15 protein-coding genes are annotated in these 14,934 nt (G+C 62.6%); 8 read left to right on the forward strand and 7 right to left on the reverse strand.

The genetic code is table 11. The features are described 5' to 3' along the window. Positions 1–36 precede the first annotated feature (36 nt). Positions 37–1,011, forward strand: coding sequence for a thioredoxin-disulfide reductase (gene trxB, locus DES43_RS16475; protein WP_035030617.1), 975 nt, complete (start codon positions 37–39; stop codon positions 1,009–1,011). Between the two features lie 52 nt (positions 1,012–1,063). Then, positions 1,064–1,960, forward strand: a complete 897-nt coding sequence (locus DES43_RS16480) for a LysR family transcriptional regulator (protein ID WP_035030527.1) — start codon at positions 1,064–1,066, stop codon at positions 1,958–1,960. Positions 1,961–2,896: 936 nt separating this feature from the next. Here the strand turns inward: DES43_RS16480 and DES43_RS16485 are convergent. Beyond that, positions 2,897–4,951 carry an elongation factor G gene (locus DES43_RS16485; protein ID WP_035030524.1) on the reverse strand — a complete coding sequence of 685 codons (2,055 nt, stop codon included), beginning with the start codon at positions 4,949–4,951 and terminating at the stop codon, positions 2,897–2,899. Positions 4,952–5,194: 243 nt separating this feature from the next. Here DES43_RS16485 and DES43_RS16490 point away from each other — a divergent pair, with 243 nt between their 5' ends. Next, positions 5,195–5,626 carry a DUF1801 domain-containing protein gene (locus tag DES43_RS16490; RefSeq protein ID WP_035030521.1) on the forward strand — a complete coding sequence of 144 codons (432 nt, stop codon included), beginning with the start codon at positions 5,195–5,197 and terminating at the stop codon, positions 5,624–5,626. Positions 5,627–5,733: 107 nt separating this feature from the next. Here DES43_RS16490 and DES43_RS16495 read toward each other — a convergent pair whose 3' ends face one another. Beyond that, the gene (locus DES43_RS16495; protein WP_035030518.1) at positions 5,734–6,936 is read right to left on the reverse strand and encodes a pyridoxal phosphate-dependent aminotransferase; all 1,203 of its coding nucleotides are present in this window, start codon (positions 6,934–6,936) and stop codon (positions 5,734–5,736) included. A 206-nt stretch (positions 6,937–7,142) separates the two neighbouring features. Here DES43_RS16495 and DES43_RS16500 point away from each other — a divergent pair, with 206 nt between their 5' ends. Further along, positions 7,143–8,030 (forward strand): EAL domain-containing protein, encoded by an 888-nt coding sequence (locus DES43_RS16500; RefSeq protein ID WP_035030515.1) that lies wholly within the window; start codon positions 7,143–7,145, stop codon positions 8,028–8,030. Continuing rightward, positions 8,027–8,869 carry an EAL domain-containing protein gene (locus DES43_RS16505; RefSeq protein ID WP_035030512.1) on the forward strand — a complete coding sequence of 281 codons (843 nt, stop codon included), beginning with the start codon at positions 8,027–8,029 and terminating at the stop codon, positions 8,867–8,869. Before DES43_RS16500 ends, DES43_RS16505 begins: the two co-directional genes overlap by 4 nt. A 409-nt stretch (positions 8,870–9,278) precedes the next feature. On the opposite strand, the gene DES43_RS16510 is transcribed toward DES43_RS16505, so the two are convergent. Beyond that, positions 9,279–9,488 carry a cold-shock protein gene (locus DES43_RS16510; RefSeq protein ID WP_035030509.1) on the reverse strand — a complete coding sequence of 70 codons (210 nt, stop codon included), beginning with the start codon at positions 9,486–9,488 and terminating at the stop codon, positions 9,279–9,281. Between the two features lie 258 nt (positions 9,489–9,746). On the opposite strand from DES43_RS16510, the gene DES43_RS16515 reads away from it, so the two are divergent. After that, the gene (locus DES43_RS16515) at positions 9,747–10,094 is read left to right on the forward strand and encodes a hypothetical protein (protein WP_051520718.1); all 348 of its coding nucleotides are present in this window, start codon (positions 9,747–9,749) and stop codon (positions 10,092–10,094) included. Positions 10,095–10,097: 3 nt separating this feature from the next. Here DES43_RS16515 and DES43_RS16520 read toward each other — a convergent pair whose 3' ends face one another. Beyond that, positions 10,098–10,685, reverse strand: coding sequence for a methylated-DNA--[protein]-cysteine S-methyltransferase (locus DES43_RS16520; protein WP_245264766.1), 588 nt, complete (start codon positions 10,683–10,685; stop codon positions 10,098–10,100). Positions 10,686–10,832: 147 nt separating this feature from the next. Between DES43_RS16520 and DES43_RS16525 the strand changes: the two genes are divergently transcribed. Continuing rightward, a complete protein-coding gene (locus tag DES43_RS16525) occupies positions 10,833–11,609 on the forward strand; it encodes a lytic transglycosylase domain-containing protein (RefSeq protein ID WP_063608081.1) in 777 nt (258 codons plus the stop codon). A 711-nt stretch (positions 11,610–12,320) separates the two neighbouring features. After that, the gene (gene catB, locus DES43_RS16530) at positions 12,321–12,956 is read left to right on the forward strand and encodes a type B chloramphenicol O-acetyltransferase (protein WP_035030506.1); all 636 of its coding nucleotides are present in this window, start codon (positions 12,321–12,323) and stop codon (positions 12,954–12,956) included. Positions 12,957–12,970: 14 nt separating this feature from the next. On the opposite strand, the gene DES43_RS16535 is transcribed toward catB, so the two are convergent. Genes DES43_RS16535 through DES43_RS16545 form a run of 3 tightly spaced genes read right to left on the reverse strand, consistent with a single transcriptional unit; the run spans position 12,971 to position 14,775 of the window. Beyond that, the gene (locus tag DES43_RS16535) at positions 12,971–13,627 is read right to left on the reverse strand and encodes a glutathione S-transferase family protein (RefSeq protein WP_035030604.1); all 657 of its coding nucleotides are present in this window, start codon (positions 13,625–13,627) and stop codon (positions 12,971–12,973) included. 54 nt (positions 13,628–13,681) lie between these two features. Continuing rightward, positions 13,682–14,125 carry an SRPBCC family protein gene (locus DES43_RS16540; RefSeq protein WP_035030503.1) on the reverse strand — a complete coding sequence of 148 codons (444 nt, stop codon included), beginning with the start codon at positions 14,123–14,125 and terminating at the stop codon, positions 13,682–13,684. Positions 14,126–14,148: 23 nt separating this feature from the next. Continuing rightward, positions 14,149–14,775, reverse strand: coding sequence for a TetR/AcrR family transcriptional regulator (locus DES43_RS16545; protein ID WP_035030500.1), 627 nt, complete (start codon positions 14,773–14,775; stop codon positions 14,149–14,151). Positions 14,776–14,934 lie beyond the last annotated feature (159 nt).

Genomic DNA, 14,934 nt, shown 5'->3' on the forward strand with positions numbered 1-14,934 from the left:
GCCGTTTGGTCGGTCCTGTGTCTGCAAGGCTGCATCATGACCGCAAAGCATGCTCCCGTCCTTATTATCGGCTCCGGCCCGGCTGGCTATACCGCTGCCATTTATGCGGCGCGCGCCATGCTGCAACCGGTTCTGGTCGCTGGTCTGCAGCAGGGCGGGCAGCTTACCATCACCACAGAGGTCGAGAATTATCCGGGTTTTGCCGAACCGGTGCAGGGCCCGTGGTTGATGGAGCAGATGGCCAGGCAGGCCGAGCATGTCGGCGCGGAAATCGTCCATGACATTATCGTGGAGGTCGATCTCGATGCGCGTCCCTTCGTTGCGAGGGGCGATTCAGGCACGGTCTACACGGCTGATTCGCTCATCATCGCGACAGGTGCGCAGGCAAAATGGCTGGGAATCCCTTCCGAGCAGACCTTTATGGGTTTCGGTGTCTCCGCCTGCGCGACATGCGACGGTTTCTTCTACCGCGGCAAGGATGTGGCCGTCGTCGGCGGTGGCAATTCGGCGGTGGAGGAAGCACTTTATCTTTCCAATCTGGCCCGTACGGTTACCGTGATCCACCGGCGTAACGATTTTCGCGCCGAGCGCATCCTGCGTGAGCGCCTGCTGGCCAAGGACAACATCAAGGTGATCTGGGATACCGTGGTGGACGAGATCACGGGTCGTCCGGGGCAGGCGCCGCTTCCGCCTTCCGTCGAGGGGCTCAGGCTTCGCAATGTGGTGACAGGTGAGGAGAGCCGGCTTCCGATCGACGGCGTCTTCGTCGCCATTGGCCATGCGCCGGCCGTGGAGCTGTTCACGGGCAAGCTGAAGCAAAAGCCGAACGGCTATCTGTGGACCGAGGCCGATTCCACGCGCACCAACATTCCCGGTGTATTCGCTGCCGGCGATGTGACCGACGATATTTACCGCCAGGCTGTGACTGCGGCCGGCATGGGATGCATGGCTGCGCTGGAAGCTGAGAAATATCTGGCGGGGGTACAAGCGCACCGGGACGCGGCGGAGTAGCCGCAAAAAATCCCAACTCTTCCTTCAGACGCCGAGCTATACGAGGGGAAACATGGCGTTGGATTGGGACAAACTCAGGGTTTTTCATGCAGCTGCGCAGGCCGGCTCGTTCACCCATGCCGCCGAGACGCTGCATCTGTCGCAATCGGCCATCTCACGACAGGTGAGCGCGCTGGAACATGATGTCGGCGTGCCCCTGTTCCACCGCCACGCGCGTGGACTGGTTCTGACCGAGCAGGGTGAGATGTTGTTCCGCACGGCGCATGACGTACTGATGAAGCTCGAATCCATACGCTCGCGCCTGCTCGAAACCAAGGATCATCCCACCGGCGTGCTCCGCGTCACGACGACTGTGGGGCTCGGCACCGGCTGGCTCACCGACCGGACCAAGGAATTCCTCGAACTCTACCCCGAGATCAACCTTCAGCTGGTGTTTACCAATGAGGAGCTGGACCTGACCATGAGGCAGGCGGATTGCGCGGTGCGATTGCGCCAGCCGCAACAACCGGATCTGATCCAGCGCAGGCTGTTCACCGTGCACCTGCATGTCTTCGCATCGCAGGACTATATCGATCGCCACGGTGTGCCGAAATCGGCCGCCGATCTCGATCGCCATCGCATCATCACTTTCGGTGAGCCGGTGCCGACCTATCTGGCGGGGTTGAACGCGCTGGAGACGGTAGGCAGGCCGGATGGCGAAAAGCGGCCCAGCGTGTTGCAGATCAACGACCTGATGTCGATCCGCAGGGCAGTCAAGCGCGGAGTGGGGATCGCTATGCTGCCGGACTACATGTCCGGCAAGGATTCCGGCCTTGTGCCGATCCTTGAAGAGCTGGAAGGTCCTTCTTTCGATACGTTCTTCGTCTATCCCGAGGCGATGAAGAACCAGGCCAAGCTCAAGGCTTTCCGCGACTTCATGTTCGCCAAGGCGCGCAACTGGTCTTATTGATCCGGGCCGATTGCGGCTCCCAGTCTGCATTCTGCGTGGCAGCTTGCGCCGATGCGTTGTTGCGCCTGTGAAAGCGGCAGAAATGTTCCGGCAGGGTTTTGAAAGCGGCACTGCCGCAGCCATGCCATTCACGCGGGCAATCTTCCCTGGTTTCTGCTCCGATTCTGGCCTTATTGCTCCCTGATGAGCATTGGACCACAGGTCGTGTGTTTTTGCATGAGTGCGTTGCAAAATAGATGCTTGTTTGTTGGGCAGGCGTGGCCCATATTCCAGTCATCTCCTGAGCGCGTTCTCCTCCCATTAGCGCTCACGAGTGTTCCCCTCTGGAGGTTTAGCCTTTTTGGCACTTCCATCAAACTCAGCCGGATCTTCTGATCCGGCTTTTTTGTTTGCGATTATCTTCCGCCAAGCGCTGTCGCCGAACCTGTCGTTCCCGTCGAGGGCCGACTGTTTGAATATTACGCAACTCCGGTCTTTCTACTCTTCACAGTGGCGGCTTTCCCGGTTGGTGCCTTTAACAGGTGCGGCTACCTTGTCGAGAAGACATCTCTTCATCATCCGGAAACGACCGGGACCTCGGGAAACGGCAGCTACACAGATGAATGCCGTTTCGTTGCCCTCTTCCCGGACGATCCAAACTGGCTGCAGGATGCTCCGCAGACGATGCGTAACGGTCATGTAACCCCTGTAACGTGACCGCAAGGACGAATCTTCTCTACACAAAACGGAGGACGCGGCAGGCTTTCCGGGGATGGGGGCATCTTCCGGGAGGCCGGGTCTCAGGCAACAGCCGCGTCCGTCTCGATTTCTGCCGATGCGTATCGGCGCACCCATGCGGCGGACCTGCCGTTTCCTCCCCCGGAGACGGTCCGCAACAAACGGCGGCAGCTCAGTCTGCCGCCGTTTGTCCAAGGGCGAAAAAAGGCTGGCAGATGTTCAGGCAGCCTTGCCCGCCGCGTTCAAGACATCATCCGCCAATCGCCCGGTCAGCTCCGCCATATGACTGAAGCCGCTTACATAGCTGGCGACACCGGCCGTCGCTGAGCGAAGTTCTATGATCAGGTCACCCATTTCGGCCTGGGGCATGGTTGCTTCCACCACGTCCCAGCCGGGCCAGCCTTCCCGGGCATCGTAACCCAGTATCTGGCCGCGTCGTTGCGGTATGATTGCGATAATGCGTGCTGTGGCATCCGATGGGGTGAAGATTTCAACCTTCATGATCGGTTCCAGCAGCACAGGCGAACAGGTGGCCATGCCTTCCTTCATCGCCAGCCGCGCCGCCATCTGGAATGCCATGTCCGATGAATCGACGGCGTGATAGGAACCGTCGCTGAGATTGACCGCGATGTCGACGACCGGAAAACCCAGAGGACCGCACTTCAGATAGTCGCGAATGCCGGTCTCGACCGAGGGGATATATTGCTTCGGGACCACGCCGCCAGTGATCGTGTTCGTGAACTCGAAACCCGATCCCCGCGGCAACGGTCTGATCTCGATCAGTACATCGCCGAATTGTCCGTGCCCGCCCGACTGCTTCTTGTGACGGCCGCGCTGCTGCGTCCCCTTGCGAATGGTTTCCCTATAGGGGACTGCCGGGGCGTGGCCCTCGACGGCGATCTGGTTGCGGCCTTCCAGCCTTTTGCGCACCACCCGCAAATGCATTTCGCCATGGCCGGAGAGTACGGTTTCGGCCGAGTCCTGATTGTGAGAAAGGCTGAGCGAGGGATCTTCTTCGGCCAGGCGCTGCACGGCTGCGGAAAGCTTCACATCGTCCTTGCGTTCCTTTGGCCGCAACGCGAAGGCATAGACGGGCGTTGGAGGGATCAGCTCGATCAGGGATGCCCTGCCGCCTTTGGCGGAGGTCAGAGTCTGGCCTGTACGGGCATGCTCGAGCTTGCCCAGCGCTACCGTATCGCCGGCTACCGCTTCACTCTGTCTGGACTGATCCTTGCCGAACATACGATAGAGGCCCGACACCTTGTCGATATCCCCGCCAGGGAGATACAACTCGGCGCCATCCGTCAGCCGGCCAGAAAGCACGCGCGAGACGGAAAGCTTGCCGCCATGGGATGTGTAGGCGGTCTTCATAACCTGAACCAGCGTTGCGCCTTCGCGTTCGTCAACCCCGAGGCGGCGCCGCGTTGCCTCGACATCGGGCGCGTCGTGGCGGATCGCCTTCAGCAGACGCATTACACCGTTGCCTTTCTCGGCCGTTCCAATCAGCACCGGTGTCACCTTGCCGTCGCGCAGGTCGGCGGCAAGATCGTCGAATACAGCGTCGCGAGGTGGCTCGATCTCTTCGAGCAGTTGCTCCATCAACTCGTCATTGTGATCGGCGAGGGTTTCCAGCATGGAAAAACGTGCCTCGATTTCGCGCGCCTTCTCGTCGCCGGGAATTTCGGCCACTTCGCTTTCGGCATATTCGCGATAGATGTAGGCGCGTTCCAATGCCAGGTCGATCGAGCCGATGACGACGCCGTCCTTGCGCAAGGGAATCTGCCGCAGCAGCAACGGGACAGAGCTTGCCGGCTGCAACGTCTTCAGCATCTCGCGCACGCCGGAATTGGCTTTCTCGACCTTGTTGAGAAACAGGATACGCGGCACCCCGAGTTCATCCAGCCGCCGCATGATGAGCTGGAGCGCCGGTATCTTCTTCTCGTCAGGTTCGGCTACTACTACCGCAACATCGCAGGCGGCCAATACCGGCTCGGCTTCGAAGGCGAATTCGATCGAGCCGGGACAGTCGACGAATGTCAACCTGTCGCCCATGAAGTCGACGGTGGCGAAGGTTGCCTCCACGCTCATGGCATGTTCGCGCGCTTCGGGGGAATGGTCGGAAACGGTATTTCCCGACGCGACAGGATTCTGGCGGGCAATGGCGCCGGTGCGGGCGAGAATGGCTTCGAGAAGTGTCGTCTTGCCGCTTGAGAAGGGACCGACGATGGCAATGCATTTCGGTCCCGTGCGTCTTCCTCCGGCGCGATTACCCATGGCTGACCTCCGCTCAGGCATTTTTCAAGGGAGCGGCGGCCGGCCTGACGGCCGTCGCGTGGCGGCAGCTTCGTTGAACGGCTGCCTGTCGCAGGGTCATGGTCACACGGCTTTACGGGCAGGGCAAGGGGAATAGGTGACAGGCGGGGCTGCTGCATGATCTCGGTTCAGTTGAAATCGACGATCTGTCATGTGCAAATGCCGGCTCCGGGCGGAGGGCCGCATGGACGATGGAGGACAAGCATGGCGAAGCATGGTCCGAAGGAGGAAAATGTCTCTCTTTCCCGGTTGATAGATGGAAGGATCAGGGAACTGGGCGATTGGCGGGGGGAGACGCTGGCCCGCGTCCGGGCTCTGATTCACAGGGTCGATCCCGAAGTGGTCGAGGAGTGGAAGTGGAGAGGGGTTCCTGTGTGGTCGCACGCGGGAATTATCTGCACGGGCGAGACATACAAGAACGCCGTGAAACTGACCTTCGCGAAGGGGGCCTCGCTTGAAGATCCCTCGGGTATCTTCAACGCCAGTCTGGAAGGCAACTTAAGGCGCGCAGTCGACTTCCATGAAGGTGACGAGGTCGATGAAGAGGCGCTGGGGGCGCTCGTCCGGGCCGCCGTGAAATTGAACATGTCGGCGCGGGCGAGCGCCCGTGCCGGACGGAAATCGGGAAGCGCCTGAGGAAGAGGATGCCCATAGCGCACTGGAGGCGGCCCCGCTTGCTTCAAAAGTAAAAAAGCCCGGCGCGGGGCCGGGCTTTCGGGAGTCTTTTGAATCGCTTGCGCCGGTCAGCTCAGGCTTGCCGTGAAGCGCTGGATGCGGGTGCAGGCTTCCTCCAGAAGTTCGTCCGAGGTTGCGTAGGAGATGCGGAAGTTCGGACCGAGCCCGAACGCCGTGCCGAACACCACCGCGACGCCTTCCGCCTCCAGAAGCTCGGAAGCGAAGGTTTCGTCATTGTCGATCACCTTGCCCTCCTTCGTCTTCCTGCCGATCAGCTCGGCGCAGGAGGGGTAGACGTAGAAGGCGCCTTCCGGCGAAGGGCAGGAGATGCCGCGCGCCTGGTTGAGCATCGAGACCACGAGGTCGCGACGCGCCTGAAACACCGCCTTGTTGCTGGCGATGAAGTCCTGCGGGCCATTCAGCGCCTCGACGGAAGCCCACTGTGCGATGGTGCATGCGCCGGATGTCTGCTGGCCCTGAATCATGTCCATGGCCTTGATGAGTTGGATGGGGCCTGCGGCATAGCCGATGCGCCAGCCGGTCATGGCATAGGCCTTGGACACGCCGTTCATGGTCAGCGTGCGCTCGTAGAGGTTGGGCTCCACCTCGGCGATGGTCCGGAACACGAAGTCGCCATAGGTCAGGTGCTCGTACATGTCGTCGGTCAGCACCCACACCTGCGGGTGCTTCAGGAGTACGTCGGCCAGCGCGCGCAGTTCGGCTTCGGTATAGGCCGCGCCCGAGGGGTTGGACGGCGAGTTCATCACCAGCCACTTGGTCTTCGGGGTGATCGCCTTCTCCAGCGCCTCGGCGGTCAGCTTGAAGCCGTTGTCGATGGAGGTCTCCGCGAAGGCCGGTGTTCCGCCGCACAGCGCCACCATTTCGGGGTAGCTCACCCAGTAGGGGCGCGGGATGATGACCTCGTCGCCGGGGTTCAGCGTCGCCATGAAGGCGTTGAACAGGATCTGCTTGCCGCCGGTGCCGACGATGGTCTGCTCCGGCCTGTAGTCGAGATTGTTCTCGCGCTTGAACTTCTTCGCGATCGCTTCCCGCAGCGGAGCGATGCCCGACACGGGGGGGTATTTGGTCTCGCCGCGGCGGATAGCCTCGATGGCCGCATTCTTGATGTTGTCCGGCGTGTCGAAATCCGGCTCTCCCGCACCGAGCCCGATCACGTCGCGTCCCGCATTTTTCAGCTCGCGCGCTTTCTGCGTCACCGCGATGGTCGCGGAAGGCTTCACGCGGGAAAGGGCGTCGGCAAGAAAGGCCATTGGAACGTCTCCGATATATGGCTGGACGGGGAAAATGCTGCACGTCTCTAATGTCGCATCAGGCGTTGCAGCGCAAGCATTGTTCGTTGCTCCAGCCCTCCGCCGGCGTAATTCGCAGGCGGTCCGGCCAATGCCGGTTAAGCCGGCTTTAAGCGTTTTCATGACAGGCTGGCTCGATGCGGACGTATGAACGGAAGATCTGAAAGGTGGCGCTGAGGGCCGGACTGGATCATATCGAGCGCGAGGAGGACGGAACCGCTATCGGGCGGTGGGGCCTTTTCATGCTCAGGAGCGCATTCCAGCCCATTTTTGCGTTCCATGAGGGCAAGCTTCGCATCGATGCCTTCGAGGCGCTCATCCGGCCATTCCGCGACGGGGAGCAGGAATCCCCTCCCGCGTTCTTCGCGACCTGCAATGCCAGCGACAGGCTGCAGGTCGAAGAACTTACCCGCACCTTGCATCTGCTCAACGCCGGTGTGTGCCTTCCCGCCGACGTGTCGCTGTTCATCAACATCGATCCTTCGGTTTTCACGGATCAGGCCATTGGCGACAATACGCTGCGCAACATGCGGCTGGTGCTGAACAGCGTGGGGATAGAGCCTGCCCGTGTCGTCTGCGAGGTAACGGAAAATCCGACCGGCTCGCCACAGGCGTTTTTCAACTTCATTGCAGGGTTGCGCGGCAACGGTTTCCGTATCGCCGTCGACGACTATGGTGCGGACGAGTCCGACATCGACCGCATCAAGGAACTGATGCCCGACATCGTAAAGTTCGATGCGCTGTGGATCAACCGGCTCATGGAATCCGATGCCGGATTCGCGTTGCTGTCGACCATGGTCAGGTCGTTCGAGGAGCAAGGCATCCGCACGGTGTTTGAAGGGATCGAGGAAGAGTGGCAGATCGAGCTTGCCGAGAAATCCGGCGCCTCGATGGTACAGGGATTCGTGCTCGCCAGACCCCAGATCGCATCGCGCGAGATGAGAAGCCGGGAGCCTGCGCAACTTTCCGATCCACAGACGCCGGAAGTCCCTGCGCCTTCCCGTTCGAAATCCGCACCGGGGGCAAGGACATTCGGGCGGCGGGTGGCGAGATGACGACGGGCAGCAACAGGCGCCGTCTCGTGACCGACGCCATATTCGCCGACGAGATCGGCGTCGAATATGCGATCCATGACGAATTCCGTCTCCGCAGCGCCTACCAGCCGATCTTCGCTCCTCGTGGCGATCTGCTGCGCATGGTGGGCATGGAGGCGTCCGTCGAAGCGCATCGGCAGGGCGGAACCGTTTATCCGCGCGTATTTCTCGATACGATCGGACCTCACGAGCGGGGCTATATCGATGCACTGTGCCGGGCGCTCCATATTCGCAACTTCCGCAATCTCGGCCTCGACAATGTCAGGCTTTTCTTCGGGTTCGAAAGCGACATCGACGCGGAAGACGGCACGATCGCCGAACTGAGGCAGATGTCGGGCCGGCTGGAGGAACTGGGCCTGCATCCGCGCATGCTCATGTGCCAGATGGATGCGCGGTACGGCCTCGACGCGGATCTGCCCGGCGAAGTGGCGCGTGAAATGCGCGCGACGGGGCTTGGGGTGGTCCTTGCCGGTTTCGGCGTTGCGGAAGGCGGCGAGGCGCTTCTCAATCTCGTCAAGCCCGATGTCGTGCGCATCGACGGGCCCCTGTTTGCGCTGCTGTGTTCCTATCCGGCCGCCGGCCGCCTGTTCGGCAGGCTGGTTGCGATGCTGAAGACCGGCGGCACGCAGGTCCTGGTGGATGGCATCGCCACACCACGCCAGTTGCAGGTCGCGCTGGATGCCGGCGTGGATCTTGTGCAAGGCACCCTGTTGTCGAAGCCGCTTCCCGCCGGGGCGTTCTTCGATCGGGGACCGCTGGTGACGGGACAGCTTCTGTCGCGTGCCGGATCGGGAAACTGATGCGCTTCGCAAGCCGGGATACGTACCGCAGCATCTGAAGTTCACTCCACCCTTCCATCGTTGCGCAATGAACTGCCGGTCCATCGCATCGGGGCGAGTATATGCGAGCCGGGGAGGGCGGGGAAAAATCAGCGATGCGTTGCCCGCAGGCACGAAAAAAGGCGGGACAAAGCCCGCCTTTTCATAGTCGATCTGACCGTTCATAGCCGATCTGACCGGGTGGTCGATCTGACCGGGGGTCGATCTGGTCAGGGGCCTGACAGGGAGCTTTCTGGCCGGGCCGGCAGGCAATCTGCTGCTTCGGCTGATCGGTTTCTTCAAGCTCCGGCGCGCTTCTCCCGCGACCGCCAGTACATCCGTGGCTTGCCGCGCGATCCGGGTCGGAAACCCGGCGCGCGCCCGCGCAGGATCAGGCCGCCTGAAGAGATCCAGCGGACGACTTGCCGGTGCGGCGGTCCTGCTCGATCTCAAAGCTTACCTTCTGTCCGTCGGCGAGCTCGGTAAGACCGGCGCGCTGCACGGCAGAGATGTGGACGAAAACGTCCGGGCCACCATTGTCAGGCTGGATGAAACCGTAGCCCTTGGTAGCGTTGAACCACTTGACGGTTCCAGTTGCCATTTGCGTATTCCTTCAGGTTCGCTGCTTTGGTCTGTGACCGGAAAGCCATCCGGCCGGTGGTATCGAAATTTTGGAGATAGACGGCAGCAAGCTCTTAGGAACGCGCGGCCCGGATCGATCGGCCGAAAATATCAACGGAACGCATATAGCGATTGCTTGCGGCCAAAACAAGGGGCTGCGATAAACGGGATTCTGCCATCCTGCGGAACAAGATCCGCCGGGATCGCGTTTCAAAAGCCTCTCGAGGCGGAGGATGCCATGAAAATCTTTCCTCTCTGCAAGATCGCTTTCGCCGGTCTGGGGTTGTGCCTGATCGCGGCGCAGGCGCAGGCAATTTCCCGCTACGACCCGACGCGCATGAGCTGCGACGGCGTGCAGGCCCGCGTGGCGCGCGAGGGAGCGGTGATCCTGCGCTACAGCTCGGCGCGCAATCCGAACCTGCCGATCTACGACCGCTACGTCAGCGACAGCCGCTTCTGCCCGGCCGGACAGGTGCGCGCACGCGCCTATGTGCCGAGCGCGGATGCGCGTTCGTGCCCGGTCTACAAGTGCAAGCAGCCGGAGTTCGAGCGGCGCGGCCGTATCTGGCGCTTCGGCCGGGACTGACATTCAAAACCCGAACGAGGTCTGTGCCGGCGGCGGCGGGCCGACACGGACGCCTTCAAGTTCGAGCATCTTTTCCTTGGTCGCCGCGCCGCCGGGCGCGGAAAAGCCGCCGATCCTGCCGCCTGCCGCAACGATGCGGTGGCAGGGCACCACCAGCGGAACCGGGTTGGCGCCGAGCGCCGCGCCGGTTTCGCGCGCCATGCCCTCGTGCCCGGCGCGCCGGGCGAGTTCCCCGTAGGTGACGACTTCGCCGAAACGCAGGCGGCGCGCGGCCGCGTAGATGTCGAGGCGGAAGGCGTCCACGCCGGCAAGATCGACCGGGACTTCGGAAAAATCGACGTTGTTCCCGGCGAAATAGGTTTCGATGCGGGAAACCAGCTTCGCCACCCAGCCTGGGGGCTGTTCCGCCAGCGGACCGTGGCCCGCCAGACGCCGTTCGACGCGTGCGCGGCTTTTTTCCGGGAGGCACAGGCGCGTGATGCCCGCCGCACCCCAGGCGAAGCCGGAAAAGCCAAGGTTTGTAAGGAAGACCGCGTGCCCGGCGGCTGCCATTCCGGAGGTGTCTTCGGCGGGATTGTTACACATTGTCATATTATCTCATTCGACGGGCCGTCCCACCACCCGAAAACCATGCACCCGCAGGTTGCCCGGTGGAATCGGCTGGTGTAAGGAGCGATCAACCGAACAACGGACTTCGAACCGCTCTTGCCAGCGAAGCTCAAAATCGTCGCCTTCGGCATGGTGCTTGCAGCGCTTGGCGTTTCCGGCTGCACGACCACCTCGCAGACCACGCAAAACTTTGCCGAGACGAGCGAAGCCGATGCCGACGCCGGCTTCGTGATGCCGTTGCCGGAGACGGTGGCGGTCCTGCCCGAGAGCGCCTTTGCCGATGGCTCGCGCAGCGCCGATCTGGCCGCCCTGCCGGCACCCTCGCAGCCCGGCGAAGCGGCCCCGGTGATGGCGCTTGCGCCGCAGTCCGCCGCATCCCCGATCCAGCTTGCTTCCGCAGCCGCGATGCCGCGCGCGGAGCCGGCGGTGCTGACCACGGCCACCGATGCGGCACCCGCCCCGCGCGGCCATGTCGACGGGCTGATCGCCAAATACGCCAATGTCTACGGCCTGCCGGAGCAGTTCGTGCGCCGCGTGGTGAAGCGCGAAAGCACCTTCAACCCGAAAGCCTACAATAACGGCCATTGGGGCCTGATGCAGATCAAGCACGCGACGGCGCGCGGCATGGGCTATGACGGCCCGGCCAACGGATTGCTCGATGCCGAGACCAACCTGAAATATGCGGTGAAATATCTGCGCGGGGCATGGCTGGTGGCCGATGGCGATGAAAACCGCGCCGACCGGCTCTATCAGACCGGCTATTACTACCACGCCAAGAAGCGCGGAATGCTGGAAATCACCGGCCTCGGCAAGGACCGCAAGCGCCGCCGCGACCCGGCTGCCGCCACTCCGGCGCTTCTGGTGGAAACACCGCAACAGGTCGAGCTGCCGGTCGCGCTGAACTGATCCTTCCGTCATTGCTGTCCGTTTCTTCCGTGCGTGTGCTGGCATGGGCTGTGCGTGTGCGTTGCCACGCCCGGAAAACCGTCTGGCCATTGATCGGATCGGGATGACGGGCGGCCGCTCGGTCGCTCATCTGAAGTTTGTGGTGCGGCCTTGCAGCCGCCCGTCCGACGTCCTACCGGGCCCGGCGGGCACGCAGCGCTCGAAGCCCGCGCGACGCCGTTGCCGGCATCCACGCGGAATGGACCGACCCGTTCCCGTCTCCGGTACGGATTGAGCCGGACTGCCGCATTACCGGACAGTCCAGCCTGCGGCGAACCATCGGTCCCTTCGCCAGGCGCTCCCGGTCGGCCCTTGCCCTCACGTTCAGGGTTCGGAGCCGCGTCGTCCCATCCCCCGCCAGCCACCGTCATGACCGGCGGTCCCGCGGGAAGGGCACTGACATGATAAGCGCTGAGGGGAGGGTGGGGATAAAAGCGGGCGCGGAATGCTTGCCACCCATGCAGAGCGGAGTTCCTTATCCTTGCCTGCATCCTCCATCCGTGGCATCAGGGCAGCATGAAATCCGCCGACTGTACCACCTGAACCCGCTTCCGCGTTTTCGACGCGAGAAGCTTCGTGCCGGCTTTCAGCGGAATGCCGGCGGGTTCAGTTATGCCATGACATGTGCGCCAGAGCGGCGGCCAGTCTGGCACCTTCAATGGTACTTTTCTCATGACAAATTTCTTCGAAAGCCCGTTCCGGGGCATCACGCTCGACAGGCAGGTGACCAATCCGAACATCGTCGTCGGCCGCTACAGCTACTATTCGGGCTATTACCACGGCCACAGTTTTGACGACTGCGCCCGCTTTCTGCTTCCCGACGAAGGTGCGGACAGGCTGATCGTCGGCAGCTTCTGCTCGATCGGGTCCGGTGCGGCCTTCATCATGGCGGGCAACCAGGGCCATCGCCACGACTGGATCAGCACCTTTCCGTTCCATTTCATGAACGAGGTGCCGGCCTTTGCCGGTGCCGGGAACGGATATGCCGCCGCCGGCGATACTGTGATCGGCAGCGATGTGTGGATCGGTTCCGAAGCCATCGTCATGCCGGGCGTCTCCATCGGCCACGGGGCGGTGATCGGCACGCGCGCGCTGGTGACGCGGGATGTCGAGCCCTATGCCATCGTCGGCGGAAATCCGGGCAACGTAATCCGCAAGCGCTTCGGCGACGCCGATATAGAGCGGCTGCTGGAAATGGCATGGTGGGACTGGAGCGACGACCGGCTGCATGACGCGATGCCGGTGCTGACCAGCGGCGATGTGGAGGGCCTGTACCGGCATTGGCAGGCTGCCGGACCGGAGCGATAAGGCCGGCGGGGGCTCTATTCGCCCGCCGATGAAGCGAGAAACACGGCCCGCTGCGCCTCGAATGCGCGCCGGAAGGCTGGCCGGGCCTCGCCGCGGGCGACATAGGCCGCAAGGTTCGGATGGTCTTCCAGTAGCCCCGATCCATTCAGCCGGCGCAGCACCGTGACCATCATGAGGTCGCCGGCGCTGAAGGCGCCGTCCAGCCAGCCGCCGTCGCCAAGGCGGCAGGAAAGCTGCGCCAGCCGCACGCGGATGCGGTCCCGGAGGAAGGACAGGCGCTCCTCGCAAAACCACGGCTGGCCATGCTCCACATAAGACGCCTGTTCATGCTCGACGATGGGCGGTTCCACCGTGTTGAGGGCGGCGAAGATCCACATGATCGCGCGGGCCCGGCCATGTTCGCCGCCCGGCAGCAGGCCGGCATGGCGCTCCGCGATATGGAGAACGATCGCGCCGGATTCGAAGAGGACGAGGCCGTCTTCCTCGTAGGTCGGAATCTGCCCGAAAGGCTGGAGCCTGCGGTGCGCGGGCTCCTTCAGGCCGCGAAACGAAACAAGACGGGCATGGTAGGGCTGGCCAGCCTCTTCCAGCGCCCAGCGAACGGGCATGTCGCGTGCGTGCCCGCTGCCCCCATCTGGCGAGCGTTCAAAAACGGTGATGGTTGGGATCATCGCAATGCTCCCTGTGCGGGTGGAAGGAGGCAGGCCGCCAACGGCCATGGGCGGCTATTCGTTGATCTCCGGCTCCACGAGCTTCGCCAGCTTGTGCAGGGAATCCTGCCAGCCGAGATAGCACGCATCCGGCGGGATGATGTCGGGCACGCCTTCCTGCTCGATATTTACCTCGGTGCCCATGGAAACGGCCTTCAGGGTGATGGTGACGCGCATCTCGCCCGGCAGGTTCGGATCGTCGAACGAGTCGGTGTAGACAAGGCGCTCGCCCGGCACGAGATCGACATAGGTGCCGCCGAAGGAATGGCTCCGGCCGGTCGTGAAATTGCGGAAGGACATCCTGTGGCGCCCGCCCGCCTTCGCATCCATCTCATGGACGGTGCACAGGAAGCCATAGGGCGGAAGCCAGCTTGCGATGGCATCGGCTTCGGTGAAGGCGCGATAGACCTTTTCGGGCTTTGTGGCGATCACGCGATGAAGGCGGATTGTGCTGGGCATGTGACTTTCCTCCTGATGTGACTTTACGACTGACGTTCGGCAGCCCCCGGCCCGAAAAGCAGTTTCAGATAGCGTATGAGATGGTCGATGCTGTCGGCGGCGACGGCGGCGCCGCCTTTCGCCTTGGCGAGAATGAAGGCGCCCTGAAGAACGGCCTGCGTGTGCAGCGCCAGCGAAGCGGCGCTCCAGTCCGCCGCAAGAGCGCGATCGCGCATCGCGGCCTCGATGTCGGGTTCAAGGGCCGCCGCATGGTCGCTGATGCTTGCGTTGCATGCCTCGCGGATGGCAGGGGCGGTCTCGTAACTTTCCTGAACCATGGTGCCGACAAGACAGGTGAATTCCGGTACGCCGCCTTGCAGCAGGGCCTTGCGGAACTCCAGATAGCCGATGATGCGCGCCAGCGGATCGGCATGCTCGTGATAGGGGGCCTGCGCGAACAGCGCGCCGGTGATCTGCGACCAGTGGTTCGCCGCAGCGACGCCAAGCTCTTCCTTGCTTTTGAAATGATGGAAGAACGCGCCCTTGGTGACGCCTGCCGCCGCGCACAATTCGTCAACTGAGGTGGCCGAGTAGCCCTTGGTGCGGATCACGGACAGGGCTGCATCCAGCAGTTTTTGCCTGGCATCCTGTCTGGTGGCGACCTTCGGCATGGTGTTCTCCCTTGAAAATATACATACCGACCAGTTGGTATGTTGTCAACTGAAGACGTTGGAGGCGGGTGCGGGTTATCCGTCAGCGGAAAGGGGATGCGTTCGCCCGAGGCATTGCGGAAGGCATTGGGACGCAGGAGACGACGCGCGGATGGCTGC

It is taken from the genome of Aquamicrobium defluvii, assembly GCF_004363725.1.
GTDB classification, from domain to species: domain Bacteria; phylum Pseudomonadota; class Alphaproteobacteria; order Rhizobiales; family Rhizobiaceae; genus Mesorhizobium; species Mesorhizobium defluvii.